The organism is Vibrio halioticoli NBRC 102217 (assembly GCF_000496695.1).
Classification (GTDB): domain Bacteria; phylum Pseudomonadota; class Gammaproteobacteria; order Enterobacterales; family Vibrionaceae; genus Vibrio; species Vibrio halioticoli.
In genome coordinates this window covers 26,322-51,955 of the sequence record NZ_BAUJ01000030.1, presented here as the reverse complement: position 1 = coordinate 51,955, position 25,634 = coordinate 26,322, and the positions used below count along the sequence as shown (strand labels likewise).

28 protein-coding genes and 1 CRISPR repeat array are annotated in these 25,634 nt (G+C 39.6%); of the genes, 21 read left to right on the top strand and 7 right to left on the bottom strand.

Annotated features, from left to right (window positions below; genetic code table 11):
* Positions 1 to 50: 50 nt before the first annotated feature.
* Genes cas7e through cas2e form a run of 5 tightly spaced genes read left to right on the top strand, consistent with a single transcriptional unit; the run spans position 51 to position 4,416 of the window.
* Positions 51 to 1,088, top strand: coding sequence for a type I-E CRISPR-associated protein Cas7/Cse4/CasC (cas7e, locus tag VHA01S_RS10450; protein ID WP_023404334.1), 1,038 nt, complete (start codon positions 51 to 53; stop codon positions 1,086 to 1,088).
* The gene (gene cas5e, locus VHA01S_RS10445) at positions 1,081 to 1,719 is read left to right on the top strand and encodes a type I-E CRISPR-associated protein Cas5/CasD (RefSeq protein ID WP_023404333.1); all 639 of its coding nucleotides are present in this window, start codon (positions 1,081 to 1,083) and stop codon (positions 1,717 to 1,719) included. Before cas7e ends, cas5e begins: the two co-directional genes overlap by 8 nt.
* Positions 1,716 to 3,200, top strand: a complete 1,485-nt coding sequence (locus VHA01S_RS10440; protein ID WP_023404332.1) for a type I-E CRISPR-associated protein Cse1/CasA — start codon at positions 1,716 to 1,718, stop codon at positions 3,198 to 3,200. The genes cas5e and VHA01S_RS10440 overlap by 4 nt, the downstream gene beginning before the upstream one ends.
* Positions 3,201 to 4,121, top strand: coding sequence for a type I-E CRISPR-associated endonuclease Cas1e (cas1e, locus tag VHA01S_RS10435; protein ID WP_023404331.1), 921 nt, complete (start codon positions 3,201 to 3,203; stop codon positions 4,119 to 4,121).
* 19 nt (positions 4,122 to 4,140) lie between these two features.
* A complete protein-coding gene (gene cas2e, locus VHA01S_RS10430; protein ID WP_369689492.1) occupies positions 4,141 to 4,416 on the top strand; it encodes a type I-E CRISPR-associated endoribonuclease Cas2e in 276 nt (91 codons plus the stop codon).
* 81 nt (positions 4,417 to 4,497) lie between these two features.
* A CRISPR array of direct repeats spans positions 4,498 to 5,868; the repeat unit is 29 nt; unit sequence GTGTTCCCCGTGCTTACGGGGATGAACCG.
* Between the two features lie 442 nt (positions 5,869 to 6,310).
* Here the strand turns inward: cas2e and VHA01S_RS10425 are convergent.
* From VHA01S_RS10425 to VHA01S_RS10415, 3 genes are read right to left on the bottom strand one after another with little or no spacing between them, the layout of a single operon-like run.
* A complete protein-coding gene (locus VHA01S_RS10425) occupies positions 6,311 to 7,222 on the bottom strand; it encodes a DMT family transporter (protein ID WP_023404329.1) in 912 nt (303 codons plus the stop codon).
* Positions 7,222 to 7,974 (bottom strand): 2OG-Fe dioxygenase family protein, encoded by a 753-nt coding sequence (locus VHA01S_RS10420; protein ID WP_023404328.1) that lies wholly within the window; start codon positions 7,972 to 7,974, stop codon positions 7,222 to 7,224. The genes VHA01S_RS10425 and VHA01S_RS10420 overlap by 1 nt, the downstream gene beginning before the upstream one ends.
* Before the next feature lie 13 nt (positions 7,975 to 7,987).
* The gene (locus VHA01S_RS10415; protein ID WP_023404327.1) at positions 7,988 to 9,202 is read right to left on the bottom strand and encodes an argininosuccinate synthase-related protein; all 1,215 of its coding nucleotides are present in this window, start codon (positions 9,200 to 9,202) and stop codon (positions 7,988 to 7,990) included.
* Positions 9,203 to 9,320: 118 nt separating this feature from the next.
* Here VHA01S_RS10415 and VHA01S_RS10410 point away from each other — a divergent pair, with 118 nt between their 5' ends.
* The gene (locus VHA01S_RS10410; protein WP_023404326.1) at positions 9,321 to 10,265 is read left to right on the top strand and encodes a LysR family transcriptional regulator; all 945 of its coding nucleotides are present in this window, start codon (positions 9,321 to 9,323) and stop codon (positions 10,263 to 10,265) included.
* A 305-nt stretch (positions 10,266 to 10,570) separates the two neighbouring features.
* Here VHA01S_RS10410 and VHA01S_RS10405 read toward each other — a convergent pair whose 3' ends face one another.
* A complete protein-coding gene (locus VHA01S_RS10405; protein WP_023404325.1) occupies positions 10,571 to 11,014 on the bottom strand; it encodes a DUF4234 domain-containing protein in 444 nt (147 codons plus the stop codon).
* Positions 11,015 to 11,815: 801 nt separating this feature from the next.
* Here VHA01S_RS10405 and VHA01S_RS10400 point away from each other — a divergent pair.
* From VHA01S_RS10400 to VHA01S_RS18385, 3 genes are all read left to right on the top strand, one after another.
* Positions 11,816 to 12,160, top strand: coding sequence for a hypothetical protein (locus VHA01S_RS10400; protein ID WP_023404324.1), 345 nt, complete (start codon positions 11,816 to 11,818; stop codon positions 12,158 to 12,160).
* A gap of 465 nt (positions 12,161 to 12,625) precedes the next feature.
* Entirely contained in the window at positions 12,626 to 13,180 is a 555-nt protein-coding gene (locus tag VHA01S_RS10395) for a hypothetical protein (protein ID WP_023404323.1), read from the top strand.
* Between the two features lie 56 nt (positions 13,181 to 13,236).
* Positions 13,237 to 13,401 (top strand): hypothetical protein, encoded by a 165-nt coding sequence (locus tag VHA01S_RS18385; protein ID WP_023404322.1) that lies wholly within the window; start codon positions 13,237 to 13,239, stop codon positions 13,399 to 13,401.
* Positions 13,402 to 13,695: 294 nt separating this feature from the next.
* On the opposite strand, the gene VHA01S_RS10390 is transcribed toward VHA01S_RS18385, so the two are convergent.
* Entirely contained in the window at positions 13,696 to 14,397 is a 702-nt protein-coding gene (locus tag VHA01S_RS10390; RefSeq protein WP_023404321.1) for an HNH endonuclease family protein, read from the bottom strand.
* 40 nt (positions 14,398 to 14,437) lie between these two features.
* On the bottom strand, positions 14,438 to 14,953 hold the full coding sequence (locus VHA01S_RS10385) for a PD-(D/E)XK nuclease family protein (protein WP_039970653.1): 516 nt from the start codon (positions 14,951 to 14,953) through the stop codon (positions 14,438 to 14,440).
* Between the two features lie 60 nt (positions 14,954 to 15,013).
* Between VHA01S_RS10385 and mobH the strand changes: the two genes are divergently transcribed.
* From mobH to VHA01S_RS10370, 4 genes are read left to right on the top strand one after another with little or no spacing between them, the layout of a single operon-like run.
* A complete protein-coding gene (gene mobH, locus VHA01S_RS10380; protein WP_084309130.1) occupies positions 15,014 to 16,654 on the top strand; it encodes a MobH family relaxase in 1,641 nt (546 codons plus the stop codon).
* Positions 16,647 to 16,973 carry a hypothetical protein gene (locus tag VHA01S_RS17850; RefSeq protein WP_023404318.1) on the top strand — a complete coding sequence of 109 codons (327 nt, stop codon included), beginning with the start codon at positions 16,647 to 16,649 and terminating at the stop codon, positions 16,971 to 16,973. The genes mobH and VHA01S_RS17850 overlap by 8 nt, the downstream gene beginning before the upstream one ends.
* Positions 16,945 to 18,513 (top strand): conjugative transfer system coupling protein TraD, encoded by a 1,569-nt coding sequence (gene traD / locus VHA01S_RS10375; protein ID WP_023404317.1) that lies wholly within the window; start codon positions 16,945 to 16,947, stop codon positions 18,511 to 18,513. Before VHA01S_RS17850 ends, traD begins: the two co-directional genes overlap by 29 nt.
* A complete protein-coding gene (locus tag VHA01S_RS10370; protein WP_023404316.1) occupies positions 18,506 to 19,165 on the top strand; it encodes an IncC plasmid conjugative DNA transfer DtrJ family protein in 660 nt (219 codons plus the stop codon). Before traD ends, VHA01S_RS10370 begins: the two co-directional genes overlap by 8 nt.
* Positions 19,166 to 19,230: 65 nt before the next feature.
* Here the strand turns inward: VHA01S_RS10370 and VHA01S_RS10365 are convergent, their stop codons facing one another.
* Positions 19,231 to 20,208 carry a V-type ATP synthase subunit I domain-containing protein gene (locus tag VHA01S_RS10365; protein ID WP_023404315.1) on the bottom strand — a complete coding sequence of 326 codons (978 nt, stop codon included), beginning with the start codon at positions 20,206 to 20,208 and terminating at the stop codon, positions 19,231 to 19,233.
* A 159-nt stretch (positions 20,209 to 20,367) separates the two neighbouring features.
* Here VHA01S_RS10365 and VHA01S_RS10360 point away from each other — a divergent pair, with 159 nt between their 5' ends.
* The 8 genes from VHA01S_RS10360 (at position 20,368) to VHA01S_RS10325 (ending at position 25,631) form a co-directional block, all read left to right on the top strand.
* The gene (locus VHA01S_RS10360) at positions 20,368 to 21,183 is read left to right on the top strand and encodes a hypothetical protein (protein ID WP_023404314.1); all 816 of its coding nucleotides are present in this window, start codon (positions 20,368 to 20,370) and stop codon (positions 21,181 to 21,183) included.
* A 259-nt stretch (positions 21,184 to 21,442) separates the two neighbouring features.
* Positions 21,443 to 22,087, top strand: coding sequence for an isoprenoid biosynthesis glyoxalase ElbB (elbB, locus tag VHA01S_RS10355; protein WP_039970651.1), 645 nt, complete (start codon positions 21,443 to 21,445; stop codon positions 22,085 to 22,087).
* 109 nt (positions 22,088 to 22,196) lie between these two features.
* The gene (locus VHA01S_RS10350; RefSeq protein WP_023404312.1) at positions 22,197 to 22,424 is read left to right on the top strand and encodes a hypothetical protein; all 228 of its coding nucleotides are present in this window, start codon (positions 22,197 to 22,199) and stop codon (positions 22,422 to 22,424) included.
* On the top strand, positions 22,424 to 22,987 hold the full coding sequence (locus tag VHA01S_RS10345) for a hypothetical protein (protein ID WP_023404311.1): 564 nt from the start codon (positions 22,424 to 22,426) through the stop codon (positions 22,985 to 22,987). Before VHA01S_RS10350 ends, VHA01S_RS10345 begins: the two co-directional genes overlap by 1 nt.
* Positions 22,988 to 22,991: 4 nt before the next feature.
* Complete coding sequence (locus tag VHA01S_RS10340) at positions 22,992 to 23,540, top strand: hypothetical protein (protein WP_023404310.1); 549 nt, start codon at positions 22,992 to 22,994, stop codon at positions 23,538 to 23,540.
* A 356-nt stretch (positions 23,541 to 23,896) separates the two neighbouring features.
* Positions 23,897 to 24,196: a type IV conjugative transfer system protein TraL gene (gene traL / locus VHA01S_RS10335; protein ID WP_023404309.1), complete on the top strand. Its 300-nt coding sequence runs from the start codon at positions 23,897 to 23,899 to the stop codon at positions 24,194 to 24,196.
* A 35-nt stretch (positions 24,197 to 24,231) separates the two neighbouring features.
* Entirely contained in the window at positions 24,232 to 24,828 is a 597-nt protein-coding gene (locus VHA01S_RS10330; RefSeq protein WP_023404308.1) for a TraE/TraK family type IV conjugative transfer system protein, read from the top strand.
* Positions 24,828 to 25,631 carry a TraK domain-containing protein gene (locus VHA01S_RS10325; protein WP_023404307.1) on the top strand — a complete coding sequence of 268 codons (804 nt, stop codon included), beginning with the start codon at positions 24,828 to 24,830 and terminating at the stop codon, positions 25,629 to 25,631. The genes VHA01S_RS10330 and VHA01S_RS10325 overlap by 1 nt, the downstream gene beginning before the upstream one ends.
* Positions 25,632 to 25,634: the final 3 nt, after the last annotated feature.

Below are 25,634 nucleotides of genomic sequence, written 5' to 3'. Positions count from 1 at the left end.
ATTTGATCTATAGGTCATACTTAGTTATGACCTATAAAAAGGAATTTTTTATGTCCACATTTATAAATATCCACACCTTGATTTCCCACCCATCTTCGATGATGAATCGCGATGATTCTGGGTTACAAAAAACAGCAATATTTGGTGGTTCTACTCGCAGTCGTATCTCTAGCCAGTGCTTAAAACGGGCTATTCGTCAAAGTGATCTGTATAAAAACAGTGTTGAAGAATTGTCAATTCGAACCAATAAACTCGACGAGTTACTTGAGTTTTGTATTCAGCACTTTCCTGAGTTTGACCCGAAACAAATTGAAGATGTATTGGTAAATCTTGGCTCTAAAGTGAATAAAGACAAAAAAACAGGTAAGCGCCAGTTTGATGCAGTTCAGCCGTATTCGCTCGGGGCTATACGAGAAGCTATTAATATGGTGCAAGCAGGAACAGAGTTAAAAGAGCTCAAGAAGATTGTGCAACTACCAACTATAGATGTTGCGTTGTCAGGAAGAATGGATGCGAGTTGTCCAGAGCGAAACGTAGAAGCCGCGATGAGTGTTGCACACAGTTTAACTACTCACAGTGCCAATATTGAAGTTGATTGGTTTACGGCCTGTGATGACTTGGCGGAACAAGGGTCAGGACATATTGGTACCAATGAATTTAGTTCAGGTGTTTTCTATCGCTACGCTTCAATTAATGTTGACCTTTTGGCCAGAAATATTAAGAAAAGCGTAGCAGAGACCAGTGGCATTATTAATACTATGATTTGTTGTTTTGCTCAAGTATCTCCGAATGCAAAGCAAAAAACGTTTGCTGCTCACAACTTAGCCGACTTTGTACTAGTGACTAAGTCCAATCAAGCTCTATCACTTGCTAATGCGTTTAGAAAGCCGATTGAAAATAGCGGTTCAGTGATGGAAGCTTCGATCACAAGTTTAGTTTTGCATTATGAGAAATTAGTCAACGGGTATGGCTTAGATTCTAAAGCTATAGCATTAGATTTGACGGATAGTATGCAGAGCAACGTTATTAGCAATGTACAAATGATAAATGATATTCATTTTGATTTGGTTGAGGATTGTAATGGCTAACCTGAATCAACAAACCCTTTTGCTTAAAACAGAAGGGATGTCAGCTTATGGTCTTCAAACCTTTGATGTGCATCGCAGAGCAAATCACTTTCCTACTCGCTCAGGGATAATTGGTTTGTTGGGAGCGGCTATGGGCATCAAGCGTAGTGACCATCATAAACTTTATCAGCTTTCACAAGAGGTTTTGATAGCAGTGCAGGTGAACAATGCCGGGACTAAGATTACTGATTATCATACAGTGCAAAATTTTCGTAGTCCGCAGGGGAAAATACAAAAAGGAACGAAACCAACTTATCGTGATTATTGGTGTGATAGCGAGCATACCTTTGCGATTACAGGTGAAAAATCTTTAATTGTGCAACTCTCTCAATCAGTCAGGTTTCCGACATTCACCCTGTTTCAAGGACGTAAGTCTTGCCCTCTTACTCGTCCTTTATATGAAGGTATTTGTATCCAGAATAATCCTGTAGAAGCACTTTTAGCATTAGAAGGAAAAGGCCAAATTTTCAGTGACCAAGCTGGCCAACACCAAGTCGCAACGTTGCAAGTCCGGGATCTAATAACAGCAACACCTCGTAAATATGCTATGCGTACTGTCTATGTTTGTAGTAGACCTGAGGGGGGGGAATGAATCTCCTTAAAGATCCTTTCATTTCAACGACGAAAGGTAAGATTTCATTAAAACAACTACTTACCTCTGAACAAGATTATCAGCTGCAATATTATTTTGATGAGACTCAACTTGCTATGTTACAGCTGTTGCCATCACTTACTACAGTAGTGCTAAAGCCCAACCTTGAGGATTTAGAACGTTACTTAACTCATGGGCTCAGTGAGCAAGAATATGATCAATGTTTGATTAAGGTGGACACGCAGTGGTTTGAAGGCGGGTGTTTTATGCAGTCTCCAATGCCTCAAGGAGTAAAAGTTGCTGATGGACCTATTACTAAATTGGTTTCTGGCATTGAGTGTGGAAGTTCTGCCAATGCTTTGGGGTTATTTTCGGAAGTAGAACATGTTGATGTTGTATGTCCAGATTGTATTCATGTCTTAAATTACAACTTACATATGAATATAAAAGGCGAATGTTTCGGTCCGACGGGAGCTACTGGGATCCGTGGTGGGGGTTCTATATCTACCTTAGTGTCTCGCCCATCATTAAAAGAAACTGTATTTGCCAATACCATTGCTATTGATGAGTTTATCAAGGAAACACACTTAACTGAGGAGGCAGAGCAGAGTTTTATGTGGCAGAAGCCACCTCAGGGAGAAATATATTATGCTCATACTATTGGCTTAGAGAGAGGGTTGTTTGCCCTTGCTTATCACATTAACTTTCCGATCGAGGAAAAGGATTGTGTATGTGGTGTATGTGGTGCGGTTAGTGACCAATCTGTGACAACTTTTCAACGAGTAAAATATACTGGAAGTTATGGTTCTACTAAAAATGGTCGTGATGGTAAAGCAGGTTGGTGGTTATTCCCTTATACACCTATTTCAGTGAAAGAAGATGGTGTGTACCCAATCTGTGCTCGTGATCAGAATTGGCAGTCATGGCAAGAGTTAAGCTCGTATGTTGTTGGTAAAGAAGTAAATAAGGCTTTGATAGAGCCAGCGTATATTGTTCGTCAGTTTCGTAAGATGATACCTATTAATCGAACAAGTTTATTGATAGGTGGAAATATTGCAGACCAAGGTTCGATCGTTGGACGAGTCTATGATCTGTATGCAATGCCAGAAAGTTTAAGTCGCGACAATTCGAAGATCACTAAGGTGATTGATGCAGGGTTAGAAGAAAAAGAAAAGCTCTCATTAGCATTAAATAAAATCTTTGGTATTGGCTACGATAAGAATTTTGTTTCAGGAATTAAAGAGCAAGCAATACAGAGTTTTATCTGTAACGCCCAACAAATTATACAGCAAATACTACAAGATGTTGATCGAAAGGAGGCTAAGTTACTTAGAGCAGATGCTATATTGCGGTTGACCCAAGTATCTCACCGAATATTTAGTGATGTTCAGCGTAAGTATCAATATGATTTGCCGTTATTTAGAGCTCTAGTTAAAGGGGAGAGTCAGCTTAATCGTTCTAGTTCATTTAAGGAGGGATGAATGGCTTTTGTACCATTAAAACCGATCCCAATTAAAGATCGTAACTCGATGATTTTTGTGAGTAAAGGTCGAATTGATGTTCGAGATGGAGCGTTTGTTGTCATTGATGAAGTGAATGGCGAACGTATGCATATCCCTGTAGGGAGTGTGGTTTGTATCATGCTTGAGCCCGGTACTCGAATTAGTCATGCTGCGATAAAGTTGGCAGCAATGACAGGAACCTTACTCATCTGGATTGGTGAGGCCGGAGTTCGGTTATATTCAGTAGGTCAACCTGGTGGGGCTCGATCTGATAAACTACTTTATCAAGCTAAACTAGCGCTTGATGAGAGTTTGCGCTTAAAGGTAGTGCGCAAAATGTTTGAAATGCGCTTTGGTGAGCCCGCTCCTGAAAGACGGAGTGTTGATCAGCTTCGTGGTATTGAAGGTTCAAGAGTTAAAGCTGCCTATCAACTATTAGCTAAGCAGTATGATATTGATTGGAAAGGACGGCGGTATGATCCCAAAGATTGGAGTAAAGGTGATGTTGTTAATCAGTGTATTAGCACTGCAACTTCTTGTCTTTATGGGATATCTGAAGCTGCTATCTTAGCTGCGGGCTATGCTCCTGCAATTGGCTTTTTACATACAGGGAAGCCCCTCTCTTTTGTTTATGATATTGCTGATATTATTAAGTTTGAAACGGTTATTCCTATAGCGTTTAAAGTTGCATCACAAGCGTGTTCGAATCCTGATAGGCAAACTCGAATAGCTTGTCGAGAGGTATTTCGTACCAGTAAACTTTTGAAAAGGCTTATTCCATTAATTGAGGAAGTATTGGCTTCAGGTGAGATTGTACCACCACAACCGTATCCGGATGCTCAGCCTCCTACGTTACCTGAGCCGAAGTCTATTGGTGACTCTGGGCATAGAACAGGTTAAAAAATAAATGAGTATGTGCATGGTAGTAACAGAGGCTGTACCAGCAAGACTTCGAGGTCGACTTGCTGTGTGGTTGTTAGAAGTTCGAGCAGGGGTTTATGTAGGTGATATCTCTCGACGAATAAGGGAGATGATTTGGTATCAAGTTGAGGAGCTTGCTGAAGAAGGTAATGTAGTTATGGCCTGGGCGACTAATACTGAATCTGGGTATGACTTTGTTACTTATGGTACTAATCGCCGAGAGCCTGTGGATATGGATGGGTTACGATTGGTTAGATTTATACCTCAGTCATAATTTGATTATTTTGCTCTATAAAAAGTTGGTAGAAGTTATATGTGATAATTTATGATTATAAATCAATCATATATACTTAGAGTGTTCCCCGTGCTTACGGGGATGAACCGAATTGGATGCTACTTGTAGCAAGTGCGGTAATGTGTTCCCCGTGCTTACGGGGATGAACCGTAAATTGCACTAGTTACGCTCGCTGTAAATATGTGTTCCCCGTGCTTACGGGGATGAACCGTATTGATATTTGACCCAAAACGCGAATATGACGTGTTCCCCGTGCTTACGGGGATGAACCGCAACCGTGCGCTTGCCTACTGGACCAACTTATGTGTTCCCCGTGCTTACGGGGATGAACCGCATTTCTTGATTCGGTCTCTGATATTACATTAGTGTTCCCCGTGCTTACGGGGATGAACCGAAAATGCAAGAATATATTAAAACAATGGCGCTGTGTTCCCCGTGCTTACGGGGATGAACCGCACAAGCGACGAGGCCGGAAACGTAGAAATAAGTGTTCCCCGTGCTTACGGGGATGAACCGTATATAGACCTATCAAATCTAATGGGTTTCATGTGTTCCCCGTGCTTACGGGGATGAACCGCAGTACCATTAATAATTAAATCACCGACACAAGTGTTCCCCGTGCTTACGGGGATGAACCGAACGCGGAGTGTATGCCAATTCCCGCAATAATGTGTTCCCCGTGCTTACGGGGATGAACCGAAAATAAAAACCAATACCAAGAGACAATTAAAGTGTTCCCCGTGCTTACGGGGATGAACCGAATACCAGTGTTGATGTGGACTTTGTTTTGCCGTGTTCCCCGTGCTTACGGGGATGAACCGCAGGGATTGTAGCAGTTGAAAAGGGGTTAAAAGTGTTCCCCGTGCTTACGGGGATGAACCGTGTTTTTTGCAATCGCCAACTTATGCCTAAATGTGTTCCCCGTGCTTACGGGGATGAACCGTTCGCTTATGAATTGACGCAACGTGTTTATGTGTGTTCCCCGTGCTTACGGGGATGAACCGCGCCTTGGCGATTGGGTATATCGCATCCAACTGTGTTCCCCGTGCTTACGGGGATGAACCGAATTAAGAGCTGCGCTGTTAGTGGTTCCTAAAGTGTTCCCCGTGCTTACGGGGATGAACCGTAAGGGGTCAATATGTTACCGATTATTGTACCGTGTTCCCCGTGCTTACGGGGATGAACCGGTCTCTTTGGTTTTGGTGTGGCTTGCCGGCAGGTGTTCCCCGTGCTTACGGGGATGAACCGAATTAAGAGCTGCGCTGTTAGTGGTTCCTAAAGTGTTCCCCGTGCTTACGGGGATGAACCGGCAGGCGCATTAGTGACGTTCAGCTGACCCGCGTGTTCCCCGTGCTTACGGGGATGAACCGTTGTAGAAAACAGATCGTCATGCTCACCAGAAGTGTTCCCCGTGCTTACGGGGATGAACCTTCAAAGATTAATTCTTACGCACTATAACTAACTAATTTGTTAGAACAATAAATGTAGATTGTTAAACAAGTTTGCGTGATTCGGTGATTTATCATATGAGGTGCAAGTGTGTCTTTTTTATTAAATTACAGCGCGCATGTAAGAGTTTGCATTTCGTTTGGTTAAAATGAATGACATGAATTTTCAGTAAGTGATCTGTATCCAAATGGTAATGAGAACACTTCCCGTCATATTCTCACATACCGATCAAATCCGTAGCAATATAGGTAATGTCGCTCGCCCCTTTAAATTCAATTGATTTATTCTTTTCAGATAGTTAAGCGTATATCAAGCTATAAATCGAAATAGCTTTGGTGAGTAATATGGGTAAAGGGTCTAGTAAAATAATACAGGGGGATCTATTCAATCACCCCTGTTTTTTCTGATGAGCTATACAGGAATACTAGCTACTGTTCTTTCTCAATGTAGCCATCAATACACTACCAACAATCGCAGCACCACCTATGCACTGTACAACATTCAAAGATTCCCCCAACCAAAGTACCGCAAAGAGTGCTCCAAAAAGCGGTTCGCTACCCATCAAAATGGATACTTTCGTAGGAGAGGTTCTTCGTACAGCATAGTTCTGAACAAAAAAGGCAAACAGTGTGCAAAACAATACAAGGTAGAGCGTGATCAACCAGAATTCCATGCTATTGGGAATAGAATCCTGTGTCAGTCCTTGTCCATAGGTAAACGCAAGAACGACCGCTCCCAATCCAACTACCAACGACTGCAAAGCTGTCAGGCTCAATGAAGTAATCTCCCGGTTTTCAGTGAATCGTTTGGTTGTGGTAACCATCAATCCACGCAGCAATGCAGCGGTCAAAATCAGCCAGTCACCTGTATTGAGCGATAGCGACAGTGATCCGTTGTATGTCAGCAGGTAGACACCCAATACACAGGTCAGCGACAGCACCAACAACTGAGGACTGAATCTCTGTTTATTCACAATAACTTCTAAAAACGCAGTCAAAATCACAGAAAGACTAATCAGAAAGGCAGCATTAGTGGCTGAAGTTATAGACACCCCAATAATTTCACAGCAAAAAATTGCGAGTAAAATTCCTCCGGTTGGAATGGAGACTTTCCAATCCTTATTTCTCCCTGCTTTGAAGTCTTTCACTGTTGATAAAAACAATATCGAGAAGGTCAGTAAAAAACGAATCGCCATGAACATAAAGACGCTGGTATACAGCAAAGCAGATTTTGTCATGCCATAGCTTGTTCCCCAAAATACTGCAACTAACAGTAAAAGGAATTCCATGGTTGGGAAGATAAACTTTTTAGATGATTCTGAAGTGGTCGTATTCATCAGTCCACCTGCTCCAACTTTGTGAATGCAATGACTAGAACGTCTCTAGTACCCGGTGCATCATTACCTGAAGCCTCGATAGGGCTCACATCATGCAAGGTTCTCGCATCATCAGCTATGATAATATCAAAGGGATTTGTAAGCTCGACGGTTGCCTTAGGTTGGCGATATGAATCCGTCAAAGTGGTAACACCACCAGATATGTTGTGCCGGTTAATCATCATTGACGCAATAAACGTCACTCCATCTCTGTGTAACCCTTCCGGTGAAGGCTTACCCATCTGTTCAGCTGTAGCTACAATTCGGTATGGGTGCAGATGAATATTCCAATCATTTGCCTTCCCATCAGCCTTGTCATACAGCTCACTCATCAGTGACAGAACTTGAATTAACACTGGCGACTGACTGAACTCTGTGGTCAGTGGTTCAAATTTTCGTTTAACACCACCGTTAAGGTAATTCACTTCTTTGCTTTGAACGTAAGGTGCGTGGGGCAGCAACGTCAGATCTGGGTCCATTGCCATTTTGTTAAACTGACCGTATCTGCGATATCGGTATCGACCACCGTGGCCCATATACTGGTCCAATTCAAGTGAATTCCACTGGTCAGAAAACTCTTTGATATCAAGCTCTGTGCAATCGAGCATGTCTTGAATATCCGCGCCTTGGATAAACGTGAAGTAATCTTGCGTCAGCTTTTTAATATGAAAAAAATATTTATCGGCGTTTCGAGTTTTAACTTGTATGCTCATATTGAATTTCCCTTTATGCTGATGTACTGATTAATTGGAGTGTATTTTCGGTTGTAATTGTTCTTTGGCTTCGCTCGTTAGCCACTTGAATCTCCCAAGCGTCACGATCCGTCAGATACCTTGCTTTATCCGCAACAATATTGGACATAAACAATTGCCCCTGTGATAGAGAAAAGGTCACCGTACCTGAAACGGATTGGGCAATCTGGCTGATAAACGCCTGTGTTGCCTGATGTAAATGACTACCCCAACGTCCCTCAACGGCTTCGTTGGTCCAAGTTTGACTGTGAAGGGTTTTCATTCTCAGAACCTCCGTTTCAAGTACGGCGACTTCAAGATGCCGATAAGCACTCATAAGGGCGCTCGCAGCTGGTGCCTCTCTGATCTCCAGCACTTTTTCATCGTTCTCCAGGTGGTCAAAACCGATGTAGCGGCCAATTTGATAACTGCCGATGTGTTTGTTGAGGTATTCCACCATCTTAATTAGTGGCATCACAGTGCCGTTCACTCGAGTTGGCATACCCTTTTGAAACGTAATTGAGACGGAGCTGTCTGCCAATTGAAGGGCTGGGTTCCAAACAGACCAATGAAACAATGATTCACACAGATCGAAACCTTCCGGGTTATCCAAAACACCCGATTCAAATTCACGACACCAGAGGTTGGAATCACCACTGACGTTTCGACCTGAAAATTCAAATAAACCTGACATTGAAAGACTGGTTATTTTTTCTTCACGAGAAATCGCAGAGTACTCATAAGGGGAGCCGTAGAACCCATCAAAACTACTACGTTCAATGGCTCCGTTGAGCCTGCGAAGGCTGTTCTGTGATTGATTGGCGGTATGACAAATGGCGCCACAATTCAGTTTCTCTGCAATTTCGACAGCATGCTTGATAATGACTGGTCGGGAGAGTGAAGAGCTTACCGGGTAATCACCCAGATACATCGCCTGAGCTTGAATAGCTGACACAATGGAGTGCTCAACAAAGCTTTGTCTTCCATCTTCAATAATCAGGTCCACACCATAATGCGCGGCAATATAAGAGAGCAACTTCGAGTCAATTCCGTCCCCCATATCTACCGCAAGTGCGGTCACTTTTATATTGGATTCTTTCAGCAACTCCAATAAGTAGGTACTGTCTAGCCCCCCACTGAATAGAGTCAAAATATGATCAACTTGTCCATTGAGCGCTGAAATATCAGCAATGCTTCTAATTTTCTTCATCGTTCTATCCTTGAATCTTTTAGGGTTTGGAAATAATTGCCTATCAAATTGACAATAACGATCATAATTGGATACACTTACGAAACAATACACGCTAAAAGCAAAGGATATTTGCACAGTGGGCAATAATGAGCTGATCCCTCTATTACCTGAAATGGCCATATTTGTTGTGGTTGCCGAAGAAGGCGGATTCTCGAAGGCGGGCAGAAAGCTGGGGCTGGCACCGTCCTCTGTCAGCCGTTCGGTCAATAGACTAGAAAAAGCGCTTCACACGAAGCTACTGGAACGAACTACCCGGCAGGTAAAAATGAGTACTGCTGGGGCTGAGGTTTATACACAGTGCAAATCCATGTTGGAATCGGCTAAGCTGGCCGTTAGAACGGTGCAATGTACACAGGATGAGGCGGTTGGAGTCCTTAGAGTGGCGGCACCGAAAGCATTTGCCAAACAGATCCTTTCACCATTGTTATTAGATTTTATGGCTGCGTATCCAAAGATCACCATCCATTTCAAAGTAACGGACCTTTATATCGACCCAATTGGTGAGGAAATTGATGTCATTTTCAGACTGACGGATCAACCAATAGAAGGACTCATTTCGAAAACATTGGCTCGCACCAATTTGCTGATGTGTGCCAGCTCGGATTATTTAGAACAATTTGGAGTACCGGGTCACCCCGATGATCTTGAACACCATCAATGTATTGTATTGGGGGAATGGGCGGGTGATAACGAATGGCGACTGACAAGCGTAAACCAAACTACCGTCGTTAAAACCAACAATCGTATGTCGGTGAATCACACAGAAATCCGCAAAGAAGCCGTACTGCGAAATCTGGGTATAGCTATCTTTCCAGACTTCACAGTTCAATCAGAAGTTCGGAATGGGACATTGGTTCAGATTCTTCCCGACTGGCATATTGCAGGGAATTATTCAGGAGAAGTGATCCTTCAGTATGCACAGTCGCGTTATATTCCTTATCAAATTCGATTGTTTGTTGACTATATGTCTGAGCGATTTTCGAAGCTCAGTTATAATGTGATTACGCCTGAGTTCGAATAATCGCAGTTCGTTCAAAACCGACGTCAGGTTTACCCAAGTTTTTTACCAACCACCTGTTTACACTTTTGATTCAACTCAATTATGCGAGTGGTTTAACTGCCTTAAATCTCAACTTCACACGCGTCTAACTCAACCCTAGAGAATTAGCTTCAAAGAAATATGGCATAGAAGTAGATGGAAAGTTCGATTACTACCCGATTCTATCAAGAATAGCGTACAAGAACGGTACACTGATTAATTCGGTGATTCAAATACACTAATCATAGTGTTAGATATGATTAGTGTATTTATAGAATAGCTTTTAATTAGGATTTGTCGGACAGAACTTTTGATTTTTTAATATCTTCTTCAAGTTCATTGATACAGTAATTTATATAGTAGATATTGAAGAAAAATGTATAAATAGAGTTCATTGAGTAATCTATTTTATAATCATTTAACATCATGTTTTGAATCAATCTTTTAGCTTTAAATGCCCATATAATATAAACTACTCCAGATAGCATACTTAGCAAGGCACCAACTGTAGCAAAGTCAGTTTCAGCAGAAAGAAAAGAAGACCAACCCATTAATGCTGCTAGAACAATTATGAATTTGTGATCAAGGACCTTATCTTCTAATATATCTTCAATCACGCTATTATTTTTAAACAACCACATCGCATTATATATCCCTAATGTTAATAACGATAACAAAACAAGACTGAATGTATTAGTGCGCACTTTACTTTTTAATATGTTTGCTTTCATTTCCCTTACTCCATTTACATTTGTGTAAAAAAATCTCTTTCTTAAAGAAAACACTATTGCTGTATAAGTGACTGTAATTATGGAAGAAATACAAGTATTACTTTCATAAATTCTAACTGAACTAAAACAGTTACTTAATCCTTTCATCCTTGACTTAGTAGCTTTGTAGATTCTTCGCTTCATTAGGCACTGAAGATAACTCCCATCAATAAACAATGTTAAATTCGTTGTCTAATTTATAAATACTTTGCTATTTTTGTAGCCAATAACTTATGTTACATCAATTCTATTATGTATAGAAGATAGTTAATAGTATTAACTTTCTAAGTCAAACCTAATTTATTAACTTTTGAATTGGAAAATTAATGTTACTATAACATTAGAGTACAGGTATATAAGTGTAATTTCATATATTATATTTGAGGAAATGTTAATAATAGAATCATCTAGCTAGAATGTGTAGCTTCATTATTGTTATACGATATATAGATAAATTCTTATATAACATAACAGTATTAATGGTGAGTGTTTAATAAAATCAATGTGAGTTTTAGAATGTCATTAGTAGATTTGTTATGATTGCTTAAATATGTGAAATAAATCACATTATTTTTAAAGGTAAACATGAAATTATGAGCTTTTCTAATTTGAAAAATTAGTGGTGTAAATTCTTAGGAAATCTGTATTTGGTAGTATGATGTATACAATAGTTGGTAAGTCGGCCACTGATATATACGTAATAGCACCTAGTTCGCAATCATATCTTTTATTGACTACTCTAAGTTTTTGGAGGGGAAGTTAATGGATATACTATTTTTAGTTATGGGTGGGGCAATACTCGTGGTTATGCTCGCTCTTATGGTCGAAAACTGGAAGGGGGTAGTTGCTTTCTCCGTCTTTGGTATCATTCTGTTTGTACTGGCATCCTATGCAATCTATATCTCGGCCATCACTTTTTTTGCGGTCTCTTTAATTTCTTACATGGACAATAGTTCTAAAGGCTCGGCTTCGATTGGTAACGCTCTCTTTTTAGGTGCAAAAGTGGCCATTGTTATCCTCATAGTAGCGGAAGCATTAGGTTGGTTAGGCGGGGTATTTACTGGTTCTACTGGTTCTTGCGGTAGATATCGTCCATCGGGTTGTTAGTAACGGGCTAAAAATTCGTTCTGTAATCTAGTAATAGGTTTACTGTTACTAGAAGCAATACCAGATCATTTTTCCAAAGAACGCGATGAATCAACGAAAAGAGCAAACGTAAAAAACAATCAAATAGAGGGACGTTGGTTATTTTTAGCCGTCGTAATTTACGATATGGATACAGGACTATAGTGAGATAGTAATGCGAATGCCCCTTTTTCTTTGAGGATATCTGTTATGTTTTTCACAATATTCAGAGTACGAGCACTGATAGATAAACTCGCTGCTTAAAGTGCCAGGTGATACAAAAGCTCGTAATTTTTAACACGGATCAGATTCTACATTTAGTTGATAAGTGAAAAGAGGCGTTGTGTCATTACTAAAAGGTAATTGGTCGTCTAACTATCGTCATATGCCTACGTATCAAAAATGTAGTAGCATTTACGATCATTCAAGGTGAGCAGATATATAATAATGAATAACCAAGTTATTTCTAATAGGTATCAACAGATTAGACTTGCTGCATTAGCACAAACCCAAAGGGATACTGAACAATTCGAGCCAGATTTTATTGGTCATATTGATTTAACTGAAATCAATGAAGATGCTCTTTGTTCTCAAGATAGGTGGGAGATGCCATTAAATCGCCAAATAGGATGGGATTGGCGGCGAGTACGAAATCAATATCGCAGAGACCATATTGCGCGATTAGAGCTTGCGGTATGGTATGATAATGAACTTTGTGGTCTTATGATAGGCAAAGCGAGCGATGGGAAGCTGGTTGTTAAAATCAGCTATATTCAAGGCGGTCAAGCCGAAAACCCCTTAAAAGGGTTTATTGTTCCTATAGCTTCACGTTGTGCAGAGTTGTTTGCTGTTGCTGTTGAAGCCGATTGGATTGGGATTCAAGACCCAATAGATGATGAAGATCTGCTAAATTACTATCGTGAATTAGGCTTTAATGAGCGTGATCCATTTGATCCAAGGAACAACGCGTTGTTCAAGCGCGTTACAATAGTTGAAGACTGAGCTACTTTCCAACGGGATTATAATCGGTTATAGTTACAACAAATAAGGGGGCTATCATGTTGACTGTAGTAACAAACAAAACAAAAGATGTGAACGTAGATGAAGCTATCAAGCGTATGAAAACTCACGCTTCTAAAAATAAGTCATCATTTGCTAAAGCTTTAAAGGTAAAGGCCCCTAAATCTGCTTATGGATGTCTTGCTGGGCCAGTCAAAGCATAGAAAAATTCAAATATTGAGCACCGCAATAGCGGTGCTTTTTTTATGTATGAAAGGCACAGAATATAGGTTTAATTACCTAAATTCAGTTTATCTGAATTAGATAGATGATATTTTGTTATAGAACACAAAATTAGTAGTGTTTATGAGTCGCACTCATTAGGTTGATAGAGCATCTAACGTTAATACCTAAAGTGAGTGCGTGTAGTTAATTGCAAATAAATGTCACATACACATTAATTCGACGTAAAGTGTAATTAGAATTTTTAGTAAACATCGTAAGGATGACTGAGGAATTTAGTGCTCACAGTATTTATTTTGGATAGACTGATAGATAGCTTCTTTTGAGTTAGTTAGCTCTATTTCATACTTCTGTTTAATGCGCATGAAGCGTAGAATGTATTGGCATTGATTGCTCGGCGGCAACCACTCGTCCAAGCCTTTTGCACCTTTCTGACGGTTAAGCGATGCTTCTACAGCGATTAAGTTCGCGGGGTCATTTGCGATGGCCTTGCGCTTATCCTCGGTCCAGCTATCAGCTCCATTGTCCCAAGACCACTTCAGCGGTACAACATGGTCAATATCTATCTTAGAAGCAGAATATAGGGTATTACCCGTGAAAAGAGAGGTCCAACGGCCTGACTCAACGCTGCATTTTTTCTCTGTTTTAAACTTCACGGGGGATACAGAGTGTGCAACCAAAACTTCAGTACGGGAATCTTGACAGTCTCGATCTACATCTGCCCAGCCGTGTCCAAATTTGCTGCGTGAATACTCACTGCTCGTTGTAGACAGAGAGTTTGGAGTGTATCCCTTCGGCAGACGACCACCTGCATCCACACAATCTTCGAGTGTATCAAATGGTGAGTAGTTTTTTGTGCGATTGTAGCTTGCTGAATTGGTGTCGTGGCAAATCCCGCTGTTACTCAACTTAACAATGTCGGCGATCACTGGGTTTGGTAATAAAACTGCTGAAATAAGAGCTGCGCGTAAAACCATTTTTGTAATCCTTCAATGTGCTTATAGAACAATTAACTTACTACTCGATTAAACCGAGGATTTCGATGAAAGTCTGTGCGGGGATAATATCAACTTCTTGATATTCAATATCATCATACGCAAAGGAACGAATGTAGCTGACTTCATCAATACGGTAGCCGTTTTTGAGCAAGATATACGCATAGAAACTTAACTGAAGCTGATCTCTAAAAGTGACAGTAGAGTGCGCTTTTGAATCAACCAAGGTAACTCTATTTGATTGAGTTACATATGCTTGATCAACTCTACCGATTAAACGTAGGTCTTTCCATGTGGCTTGAATTTCTGTTTCAGATAACAGTAACTTAGCATTCATTATATCTGTCGGCATATTTTCATTGGCCATCCATGCACTACAATCATTACTTACACTTACAGGCTTAGAAACAAGTTTTTGATACTTTGAAGCGGCTTTGTGGTGCGCGTAATGTTCGACTATTGCTTTAATTCTAATCACAACTTTTGGGTGGGTAGCCCACATTAAGAATCTACTCGCTGAGATTGGATGTTTTTTCATACAAAATACCAGTTTAGGAAATCCATAACATTATGATAACGTGAATTTAAAGTTTCCAAAATGACACAAGGATTAGTGATGTTTACTCGACTAAAAACATTCTTAACTGGCTCAAATCAAAGAGGTTCTATAAAAAGAATAGAGCTTTACGGCTTAGATAATTTAGACGATGACTCAATAGGATATCCACCAAATCCACAAGGCATCCCAATCGTTCAGCCACGAGTTTTAAGAGAACGCTTAGAGTCAGAAATACAATTCATTAGAAATGAATTAGGCATGACGTTTGATGATTTTGATTTGTATATCTTACCTGTGATGGAAACCTTGATAACGTATGCAGACTTGCTTCCTGCTTCTGAGTATAAACACCATAGTACAGGTGGTGGGTTAATAGCTCATTCGTTCGATGTAGCTAAACGAGCAATGAGAGACGCACAGCACACGCAATTCCCTAAAGGTCATGGTTTTTTATCCGATACTCAACGATCTAACATTCAATGGAAAGCCGGTACTGTTTTATCAGCATTGCTACATGATGGCGGCAAGATACTTGCTGATTTAATAGTTACTAATGGTGATGACGATAACGAATTAATCTGGGATGCTCATTCTGAGAGCACTATCCATGAGTGGGCGGCAAGAAATGAAATAGAGCGTTACTTTATTCGATGGCGAAAACAGAGGCATCAAAAACACCAAAATGCCTCACTTATGGTGATGCAAAGACTCATACCACAAGCTACATGGTCATGGATTGATACATGCTATGACGGCAAGCAAATTCATTCAGCAATGCTATCAGCCGTTGCAAATGCAGATTTATCTCACCCGGTGTCAAAGATAGTGGCGGAAGCAGACAGTGCTTCAGCTAGAAAAGATATGCTGACGAAAAATAGTCATATCACTAAAGAAGTAAAGCGAGCTCCATTATCAGAAATTCTAGCTGATCTAATGAAACATTATGTTCTCACAAACAAATGGGATATTAACCGTAAAGATGCACCTGTTTGGTTTGTAAATGAGGATTTGTATGTTGTTTGGTCATCTGCAATTCCTGATTTACTCGAAGATATGCACGCTATGGGGTATATGATTCCTCAAGTACCTGAAGTTCTTGCTCGAACAATGATAGAAGAAGGAATGGCCCTACCTAATGGCGATGAGCCATTGTTTGCTATCTATCCTGAAATACTCGGTGATGCAAAAAAACCCGTTAAACTTTCGGTATTGAAGATCCGAAATGTAGAACGCTTAGTGATAGAGCAAAATAAGCTCTATTCGATAAGTGAGCATAAACAGAAGCGTAAAGCACCACCAATCATTGATATTCCACCTGAAGAATTAGATATTCCAGAAATTCCACCAATGACTCAGCATCAAAAACGTTTTGAGTCGTCTTTAGATACCATTGATCGCGTCCTTGGCGGTATGTCTACAAACAATAATAAACAAGACCTGGGACAAACAATTAGCACAGTCGAAGATGAACATAAGACAGCTGGGCCGCAACCATGCTTTGAGTGTGATGTAGCTAAATTTATACACTCAAAGTTCGATTACGACACTGTGAATGGTTCGATTAATGTCCCGGCCAGCGACTTACTTGATGTGATTATTGCAATGCAAGAATCGGGTTGGGATCTAGATGATGCTCGTGCGGCTATAACTGACAGTCATGAGGTTTCTATCAATGAATAATCCAACTAAATACAACTTTCCTTATAGAACGAACTATGAAATTTGGATTTTGATTATTTGGTTTACTGTCAGTGGTATTAGCTTTGTCGCGCCTTATTTATTTGGTGTTCCTAAAATGGCTTATTGGACTTTAAGCGGTATTTCTATGCTAATTGGTTTAGTTGTAGGCATGAAGGGAATCGAAATTTATATACGCAAGCAAAGACTGAAAGGTTGTCCATTAGAGTTTGTTGATGCTGATGATGTAAGTCTACTGAAAAAGTTTGGAATAGAGCAAGAGGTGATTAATCGTGTCCAACAAAATAGACAGAAAAAATAGCCTTTTTCTTGGTTGGGGAGGGGTTTGGACTCAAACTCAAACTCAGCTCGTTTATGATCTTATTAAGCGCGATATGGTGTCTATCATAGGTAAGCGTGAGAACGCTAAGGGTTCAGGTTTTATACACGGCGTATTAGAAAAAGATGAAGAAATAAGGTTTCCTCTCGATTGGGCCAATGGTCACACATTAATTGCAGGTGCGAGCGGTTCAGGGAAAACTCGCTTATTTGATTTGATACTAAAGCAGCTCATATTAAGAAATGAATGTTGTATTTTTCTAGATCCAAAAGGTGATAGTGATATACGAAAAATCGCTAAAGATACTTGCGCGATGATGGGAGAACCAGACCGATATTTAATGTGGCATCCTGCTCATCCAAGAGATTCAATTCGTTTAAATCCACTTAAAAACTTCTATCGTTCTTCTGAGTTAGCGGCTCGAATAGTAGCGTTGATACCAGAAGATGGTGACTCGTTTTATCGTGATATTGCAAATACGGTACTGCAATACATGATTGATGCGATGCACATGATAAATGAGCAAGTAACTCTAGTTAAAGTACGTTATTACTATGAACACTTTGGTGAGCTTGTTGAGAAGTCAATACTATCTTGGTTTGATGCTTGTAAAGTTGATTGGCGCACAGTCATTTTCCAGCGTTTACACAGCTCAAAAGATGAAGAAACTAAAGCGATGATTTGTGCTGATTTCTACAAGAGCAAGGTAGCCATAAAAAACCCCAATCCAGTAATTGATAGCTTATTGTCAATGTATATTGATAAACGTCGAATATTAGAACAATCAACAGCAAACTTGATGGCCAATCTATCAAAAGTTACAAATGGTGCGTTAGCTGAAATGTTGTCACCGTCTGATCCGAACGATACTCGACCAAGCTACGATATGGCCACAGTGCTTTCTACGAATAAGATTTTTGTGATTGGTACTGACTCACAATCAGACCGATTAGTATCAAGTGCAATTGGTAAAATGATACTAGCTGATGCTACAGCAGTTTCCGCCGCTCGATATAATTATGGGGATGGTGATTGCCCAATGATTAATATCTTCGTAGATGAAGCTAGTGAAATGTTGTGTACACCTCTGATCCAGTTAGTGAACAAATCTCGTGGTAGTAACTTTAGGCTATGGATTGCAACCCAAACAATTAGCGATCTCGTTGCTGAGCTTGGTAGTGAAGCGAAAGCCGACCAAATAATAGCATCAACGAATAATTTTATTTCGTTCCGTTGCGCCGATGAGCCGACACAAGATCGAGTTGTAGCTAAGACACCACAAACGAGAGTGCGTTACGTGATGCGTACACAAGGTTTTAATTCATCGAATGAAGAACTGGACGGTTTAGGTGCGAATATTGGTGAACGCTTGATGGAAGAAGACGCTGATTTATTTGCTAAGGAACTTATGGGCCAATTGCCTGACTTGGAGTACGTTGCTTCATTTAGTGGCGGTAAATTAGTAAAGGGTCGCATTCCCATTATCTCTGAACCTAAGCATATGGAGGGTAGTAATGGCTGATGAATTTGAAGGTAGATTTAGCACTAAACCTCTTTGGTTAGTGGTCATTATCGTAGTATCACAAATTATTTTCCTAGCTAGTTTGGTTTCACCTCAGTCTGTACGAGAAAGCATGGTAAGTGAAGTTCAGTATATGAGGACGGTTTACGGAGATGATTCTACATTTTCCATATACAACGATGCACAAAATATGAGTGATAAAGTTTTATATGATTCAGGATTTGAGTCGAAAGTTAAAGCGTTCTTCTTACCTGAAGAATATCGCCGTACCAAGCAAGTTACAGATATGAAGAATTTTAATACCGGCTTTTGGGATGTATCTGAGCGAGTAATAGATGGATTTTTTGTGAATGCAGAGTTTGCTATATTGAGAATCTATGCCGTGAAGCCTTGGTTATTGATGATGCTATTAGTCGTTACAGCATCATTGGTTACGGGGTTAATGCAACGTGAAGTGAAAAAGCATGGTTTTGAGTTTTCATCACCGTTGAGGCACGGTTTAGCTCGAAGACTGCTTTATATTTTACCTTTGTTGCTTTACTTAACAGTGGTTACACCTTTAGCTATGCCGCCTTATATCTATCCAACAATTTTAGGTTTTGTTGGGTTAGCTATCATGCTCATTGTATCGAACACAATTAAGCGTGTGTAAGTAGAACAGGGAAGCCCAATACCTATTTTGGTTTTGGGCTTCATAGATAAGCCGAACCTATAAAATTATTGGTTCTTACCGTTACTGCTCTTAGTGTCTTCGTTTTCTGTTATTTTGCTTTTTAATGCCGTGGTGAGTGAGTCACGTTCACGTTTTAAACTAGCTAACTCATTTTCTTGCTGAGAGATCTGTTTTTGCAGTTCTACTAATTGGCCCTGCACTCTGGCCAGTTCTTCACTGGATTTCTTAGCGTGTTCTGATTCGGTTTCCAATCGAGTAATATCTTTTTGATAGACTGCTTCAAGTGCTGTCAGTTTAACTATATTGGTCTTCTGATCAGCCAATTGTTCACGCATAGTTTCAAGTTGCTGTTTGGTTTCTGCGTGTTGTTCTGATTCGATGTCTCGTTTTGCCGCATCAATAGAAAGTGATTTTACCTGTTCGCGGAGGCTTTTAGTTTCAGTTTCAGCTTTTTCTAGTTGCTTAGTGATTTCATTTACGAGCGCAGTAGCCTCACTTTCCGCTTTATCAATATCTGATTTACAGCGGCTCTCAACTTTTTCACAGTTTGCTAATGCGGTATCTCGGTCTTTTTCTGCTGTTTGAATACGAGCTTCAGCTAAATCAGCTCGTTTCTTTGCCTCGTCAATTGCTAATGTCATTTTACTTTCAGCAAGCTCAATTCTGTTTTGAGCTTCTAGTTCAACTTCTTCGAGTAAGCTCACATATTCATCTATATGAATCTTCTGCTCTTTAATTAGGTCTTGTAGGTTGGATGTTTTTCGGTCAACAACGGTTATCATTTCATCTGCAAGCAACTTGGCAATATTGCTACTACCAATTTCATCAGACATTGTGAGAATTTCAGCGGCGCGTTTATCGTTAAAGTCGCGTAAGAACTTAGAAACAGTGTCCGTCTTACCGCCAGTGACCAGCATAACTTTACGAACAGACGGTTTAATACCTTGTTGGATCATATCAATAGCTGCTCTGGCAACATCATTGTAATTCACACTTGATTTTTGGTTTTCTGTGCTAGTCATTGTTCTATTCCAACATTGCTGATACATAAACGATGATTATAATCTATTTAGAAACACAAAACATCAAGAAACACCTGTTTCCCGTTTCCCTTTATGCAAATTGTTGTTTTGTTGGTATTTAATGCATATATTAATAATATATGCTTATGAGGTGGTGATATGACAGAGAATAACGAAGGTATAGAAATAGAAGAATCACTTAATTCTATTGTATTTAAAATCAATGAATTAGTTGATGATGCGGTTTCGGAAAAACGGTTAGTACCGATTCGAGAAGCAGGAGAATTAGAGGTGAGGGGCGGATACCAGCTCCCGTTCAATCGAGATATATTAAAAGCAACGAACGCTTATGAGTATTCAGAATTAAAAAGTGCTCTTGATGAACTTCATCAACAATACTACGCACTTGGAAAAGACCGGCCCTATCGTAACATGCCGATATTTTTGGGTGACAAGGTAACAGGCATTACGATCCGCAAGAACAAAGCATATCGCGGTTATGATATTGAGGGTGAGAATGCAGAAAAAATGATGCTTTTGTTTGAAACAGACAATATTCCTGAAGCAAAAGATCTCATAGAGAGACTTTCGAGCGAGGGTAAAGGTTTACTTCATTTAAGTATGGAAGTTGAAGAATTAGTATCGTGTGTAGTGTGTAGTGTGTATGTCACAGAGCAATCGTTATTAGAGTATTTTCGTACTCTTGAGATCTCATTTAGTCGCGTTAGGTATCGTTGGCTAACGGGTACACAGTATCGAGCTAGGGTTACTTACATGGATGGAGAAAGAAAAGATATGAGGTGGGGGGTGTTTATTGTGTCACCGCCTAGCCCTTTATCACCGAGAAGTATTCTCTATCCACGACCTAGAAAATTGCGAGCTAAGAGCCTAAATGATCCCATGATAGCAACAAGGATTACGCATATTGGAAAGGTGAAATTAAGAGAAAAAGATGAAATATACTTGGTTAAATAATAACGTATATATTAATAATATATGCGCAAGGTGAGTTTTGATAAAGTGTCGCCCGTACCAAACTTAGAGCATTATAATCTTAGTATGGGACTGGTCATACTTGTTGCATAAAAATACATTGTAATTGACTAAATATGAATCAATGACTTAAATGAAACTTGGTTAATAATTTTACATTTGCTCACTAAATATGAATGGTGTTATGCGTTAAATTGCGAGATGTTTGAATAAAATTCGATAAGCAGGAATGGTTGGTTGTATGTCAAAAGTAGCGGTGATTTTGTCTGGTTCAGGGGTGTTTGATGGTTCAGAGTTGCATGAGACTGTCATAACAATGTTGCATTTAGAAAAGCTAGGAGTGAAGTATCAAACTTTCGCTCCAGATACTCAGCAACTTCATACAATAGACCATTCAACGGGTGAAGCAAGCGAAGGTCGTAACGTTTTAGTTGAATCGAATCGTGTTAGTCGAGGTACAACCCAGCCATTGACTGAGTTGAACCATCGGGATTTTGATGCTCTTATTTTTGTCGGCGGGTTTGGTGCTGCTAAAAATTTATCTGATTTTGCTGTGAAGGGGAGTGAATATTCTGTCATTCCTAGTATTGGTAGTGTCATCACAGAGTTTAATCAGAACAATAAATGGATTTTAGCAATGTGTATCGCCCCGGTGCTGCTTGCAAAGGTAGTCTCAGGTTCAAAACTGACAATTGGTAGTGATAGCGGAACAATAGAAGCAATGGCTACAACGGGTGTTAATCATGTTACTTGCTCGGTGGTAGAGTCTTGTGTGGATGAAGAAAATAAGCTGATTACGACACCTGCTTATATGTTAGCCAGTAACTTAATTGAGTTAGAAGAAGGTATTAGTGAAGCTCTAAAGTTGCTTTCAAGTAAATTGTAACAATTGAAGCCTGTGCTATTACAGGCTTTAGTTCTAAAGGCAACGGGATATTTAGTAAATAGTAACCGACAATTACCGACAATTACCGACAACTGAATGGGGGTCTTTAATGGATGCAGACCAATATAAACACCTCAGTAAACCAACAAAAAAGTTAGAAAGCTTAAAGGCTTATAAGGACGGTTTATTTAATTTACGGTTTTCAGGGTATTCATATGACTCATTATCTAAGTGGTTAAAAAACAATGGATTAGAGGTAAGTGAACACACTGTCAGGCGTTTTTTTTCAAAGTTCGCTTCGGACTATGAATCATACAAAACAGAAGGTATTAGATAATGGACGCAAATAAAAAAGTGAATGCGACTATGGCTAATATTGACCTTGAAAAAGGCAGAAAGGGCAAATATTTAAGCCAGTATGCACTCGGATTGTCGGCGATTTTGGGATGGTGTTTTGCATTACTACTTATTTCTACAAAATCGAGTGATGTTATCTACAAAGAACAATTAACACCTGAGATTTCATATAATTATACTCGCTACACAGTATGGTTTCATTCAGAAGGTAAGGTGCGAGAGCTGAGGTCTATTCTTTCTCAATATGACATAAATGATCCTAAAGAAATTGGCAAGATTAAGATGCTAATTAAGTCAATGCTTATTCGTAGAACGGAAGTTTATACTCAAGAGCTAAACGCGCTTAATATGCCAATCCCTTCAATGGGTCAGTATTACTTAACGGTTTTTGATTTTGAGCGATTTTTACAAGAAGTAGTAGAGGTGTCCTTATCAAAAGAAATGAGTCTAGATGCAAAGATGATTAGTGTGTATGAAATCATGTTTGTTTACCAAACAGAGGCAAACAAAAGAGTTAAAACAGCTTTATGGAATGCGGGGTAGTTGTATGAATGAAGTAATCACGCTTGGAGAATATAGATTTAGCAAAGACTTGCTGATTGCCATCATTATCTTTTTCTTAGTCATAACTATTGTTTTAGCGAAGTTCTATTATAGCGATAGTAACGTGCTGTTCAGAGAGAACAACAAATCAAATCAAAGCCGTGGTGATGAAGGGGATATGGAGATTTTACCAAACCAACCGTCACTACAGGTGCAAAATGAGAAAAGTAATAATGACTATCTTAAACTAGCGTTCTGTCCAAATGAATGTGCTGTAATTAATGCAGAGACACAAGAAGTCATTGCTAAATTTCATGCTGGATCTCAAAATTGCCGATTAATGACATATCTATTTAGGCATCCAAACAAAACACACGATGAATACGATATAGCATTCAAAGTTAATCCAACTAAGCCAGAAAGTTTTTATATTCGCAAAGCTATTTGTAATTTAAAACTTGATAAAGACCTACGCAGTAAAATGTTTACAATTCATGGTGCAAAAAAGGTCACTTTAAATACATTGATTCCCATTCCCGCAGATGTAGCCTAGCTATGCCAGTTTCATTTTTGAAAGCATAAACAATCATGTTTGTGCTTTTTGGCACGTATCCACCTATCTAAAACACTCAAATCTTTACATTTTTTAGTTTTCTCATTTTTCTCACTTACTCATTTTCTCAAAATTCCTATATTTGAGAAAACGAGTGATAGCTAAGTGAGATAGCTATGAGAAAAATTTAGTCACTAATTTGGTTATTGTTTATTTAGCTCAAATTGGACGTTCAATTCTTGCCGATTCTAACGTTCCTATCCAACGGAAAGCCTTTAAAAACAGTCGATTTTGGAAATTTTTTTTCGTCTGTAGACTAAATGGTATGAGCTAATTGCACAGTGGGAGGTGCAGCCATGTTAGATGACAACACTATTGATATACCAGATTTGGTAGATGAACCAATCCATTTTCTTATTTGGCAGTTTGACGAAATAGCCGCCGTAGCAATCGGTTTAGTCGTTGGCATTGTCATCAACTCACCAATGATCGGCCTAGTGCTTGGTCTTTGTGCAAAAACTCAATATTGCAAAATACGGGACGGCAAACCGCGTGGATATTTTATTCACCGGCTTCGTGATCTTGGATTTACGATTGACCATGTATCCGAACACTCGTCTATGCAACCACCACTAATAGATGAATTTCATTCATAAGTCGTGTTGGTTATTTGCAGTAAGGAGTTTGAACAATGGAATTTTCTCGATTAAAAACCGATTTTAAACTACTCAAGGAGAGCAACAAACTTCTTGTCGTAGCAAATGTCGTACTCGTATTAGTGCTATGTGTGTCGTTATTCTTTAATACACAGAAAGACACAATCGTAATTCACAACCTCAATGAGCATTGTGTAGAGAGTGAATTATCTCGCACAAATATGAGTGAAGACAACCACAAGCGATTAGGTTTCTATATCGCAAACATGCTTGGCAACATCACACCTAACAGCTCTGAATACACAATCAAATCAGTTATGCCGTTCGTTGGCCCTCGAATTTACAAAGATGTAAGAGATTCAATATCAACGCAACTTGGCGAATTGGTAAATGAGCGAGTTGTTATGAGCTTTTCACCTGAACGTGCTTTATACGAAAACGGTACTGTCTTTATTACTGGTCGTGGCCAAATGGTAGGCCCAACAGGTAAAACAGATCGCTTCTCTCGTACTTATGAAATGCAATTTAGTGTCGAAAATTATACACCTCTACTGCATTACATAAATGTCTATGAAGGTGGGCCTCGTGACTCGGAGTGGACTGCGAAGCAAAAGAAAAAGGAGCAAAAATAATGAATATCAAACATCTATTGATACTTACTTTGCTTCCTTGTGTGATTCCCGTGAGTGCTACGGAGTTAGCGGTCGTACCAAGTACAACTAATTCTAATAACCAAAGTAATTCAGCGGGTAATTCTGAAAAGCAAAGTGCAGTTCATGTAATTTCATCCAAACATGTAAATCGCATAGTTACACCCTTCAAAAATCCATCAGTTAAGCTCGATGCAGTTGAAGGAGTAGCTACTAAATCACAAGGTAATGTGCTTTACCTTTCAACATCATCTTCGCAACCAATAGCGGGTTTTATCACTGAGTCTGGCGATGAATCAACGTCTATCAAAGTGATATTCAGACCAATGCCTGTTGCACCACAAGAAGTGATCTTGAAAGGCAGTACCAATGAAGGTTCTGAATTAGCCAGACGTTTTGAACGCTCTAATCCAAGATCTGAAACTATTAAAAATGTCATGGGTTCTCTGGTCAGGGGTGAGCTACCGAACGGCTATCAAATGAAAAAGGTAAACGCCCAGTATTTGCCTAGTTGCAAGCAATCTGGACTTACGTTCAATTTCTACAATGGCCAATTCGTTACTGGTGGTGATTATGTAGTGTCAATTGGTATTGCTGAAAACCGTTCTACACAAGCCGTAAACTTTACAGAAAACAGTTGCTATAAAGACGGTGTAGTGGCGATTTCAGCATACCCAACAACAACTTTGCTACCGAATGAGAAGACGGAAGTATTTGTAATGTTCTACAGAAACAAGCCAGTTTCGACACAGCAGAAAACTCGCCGTTCGTTAATTGGAGGATAAGAC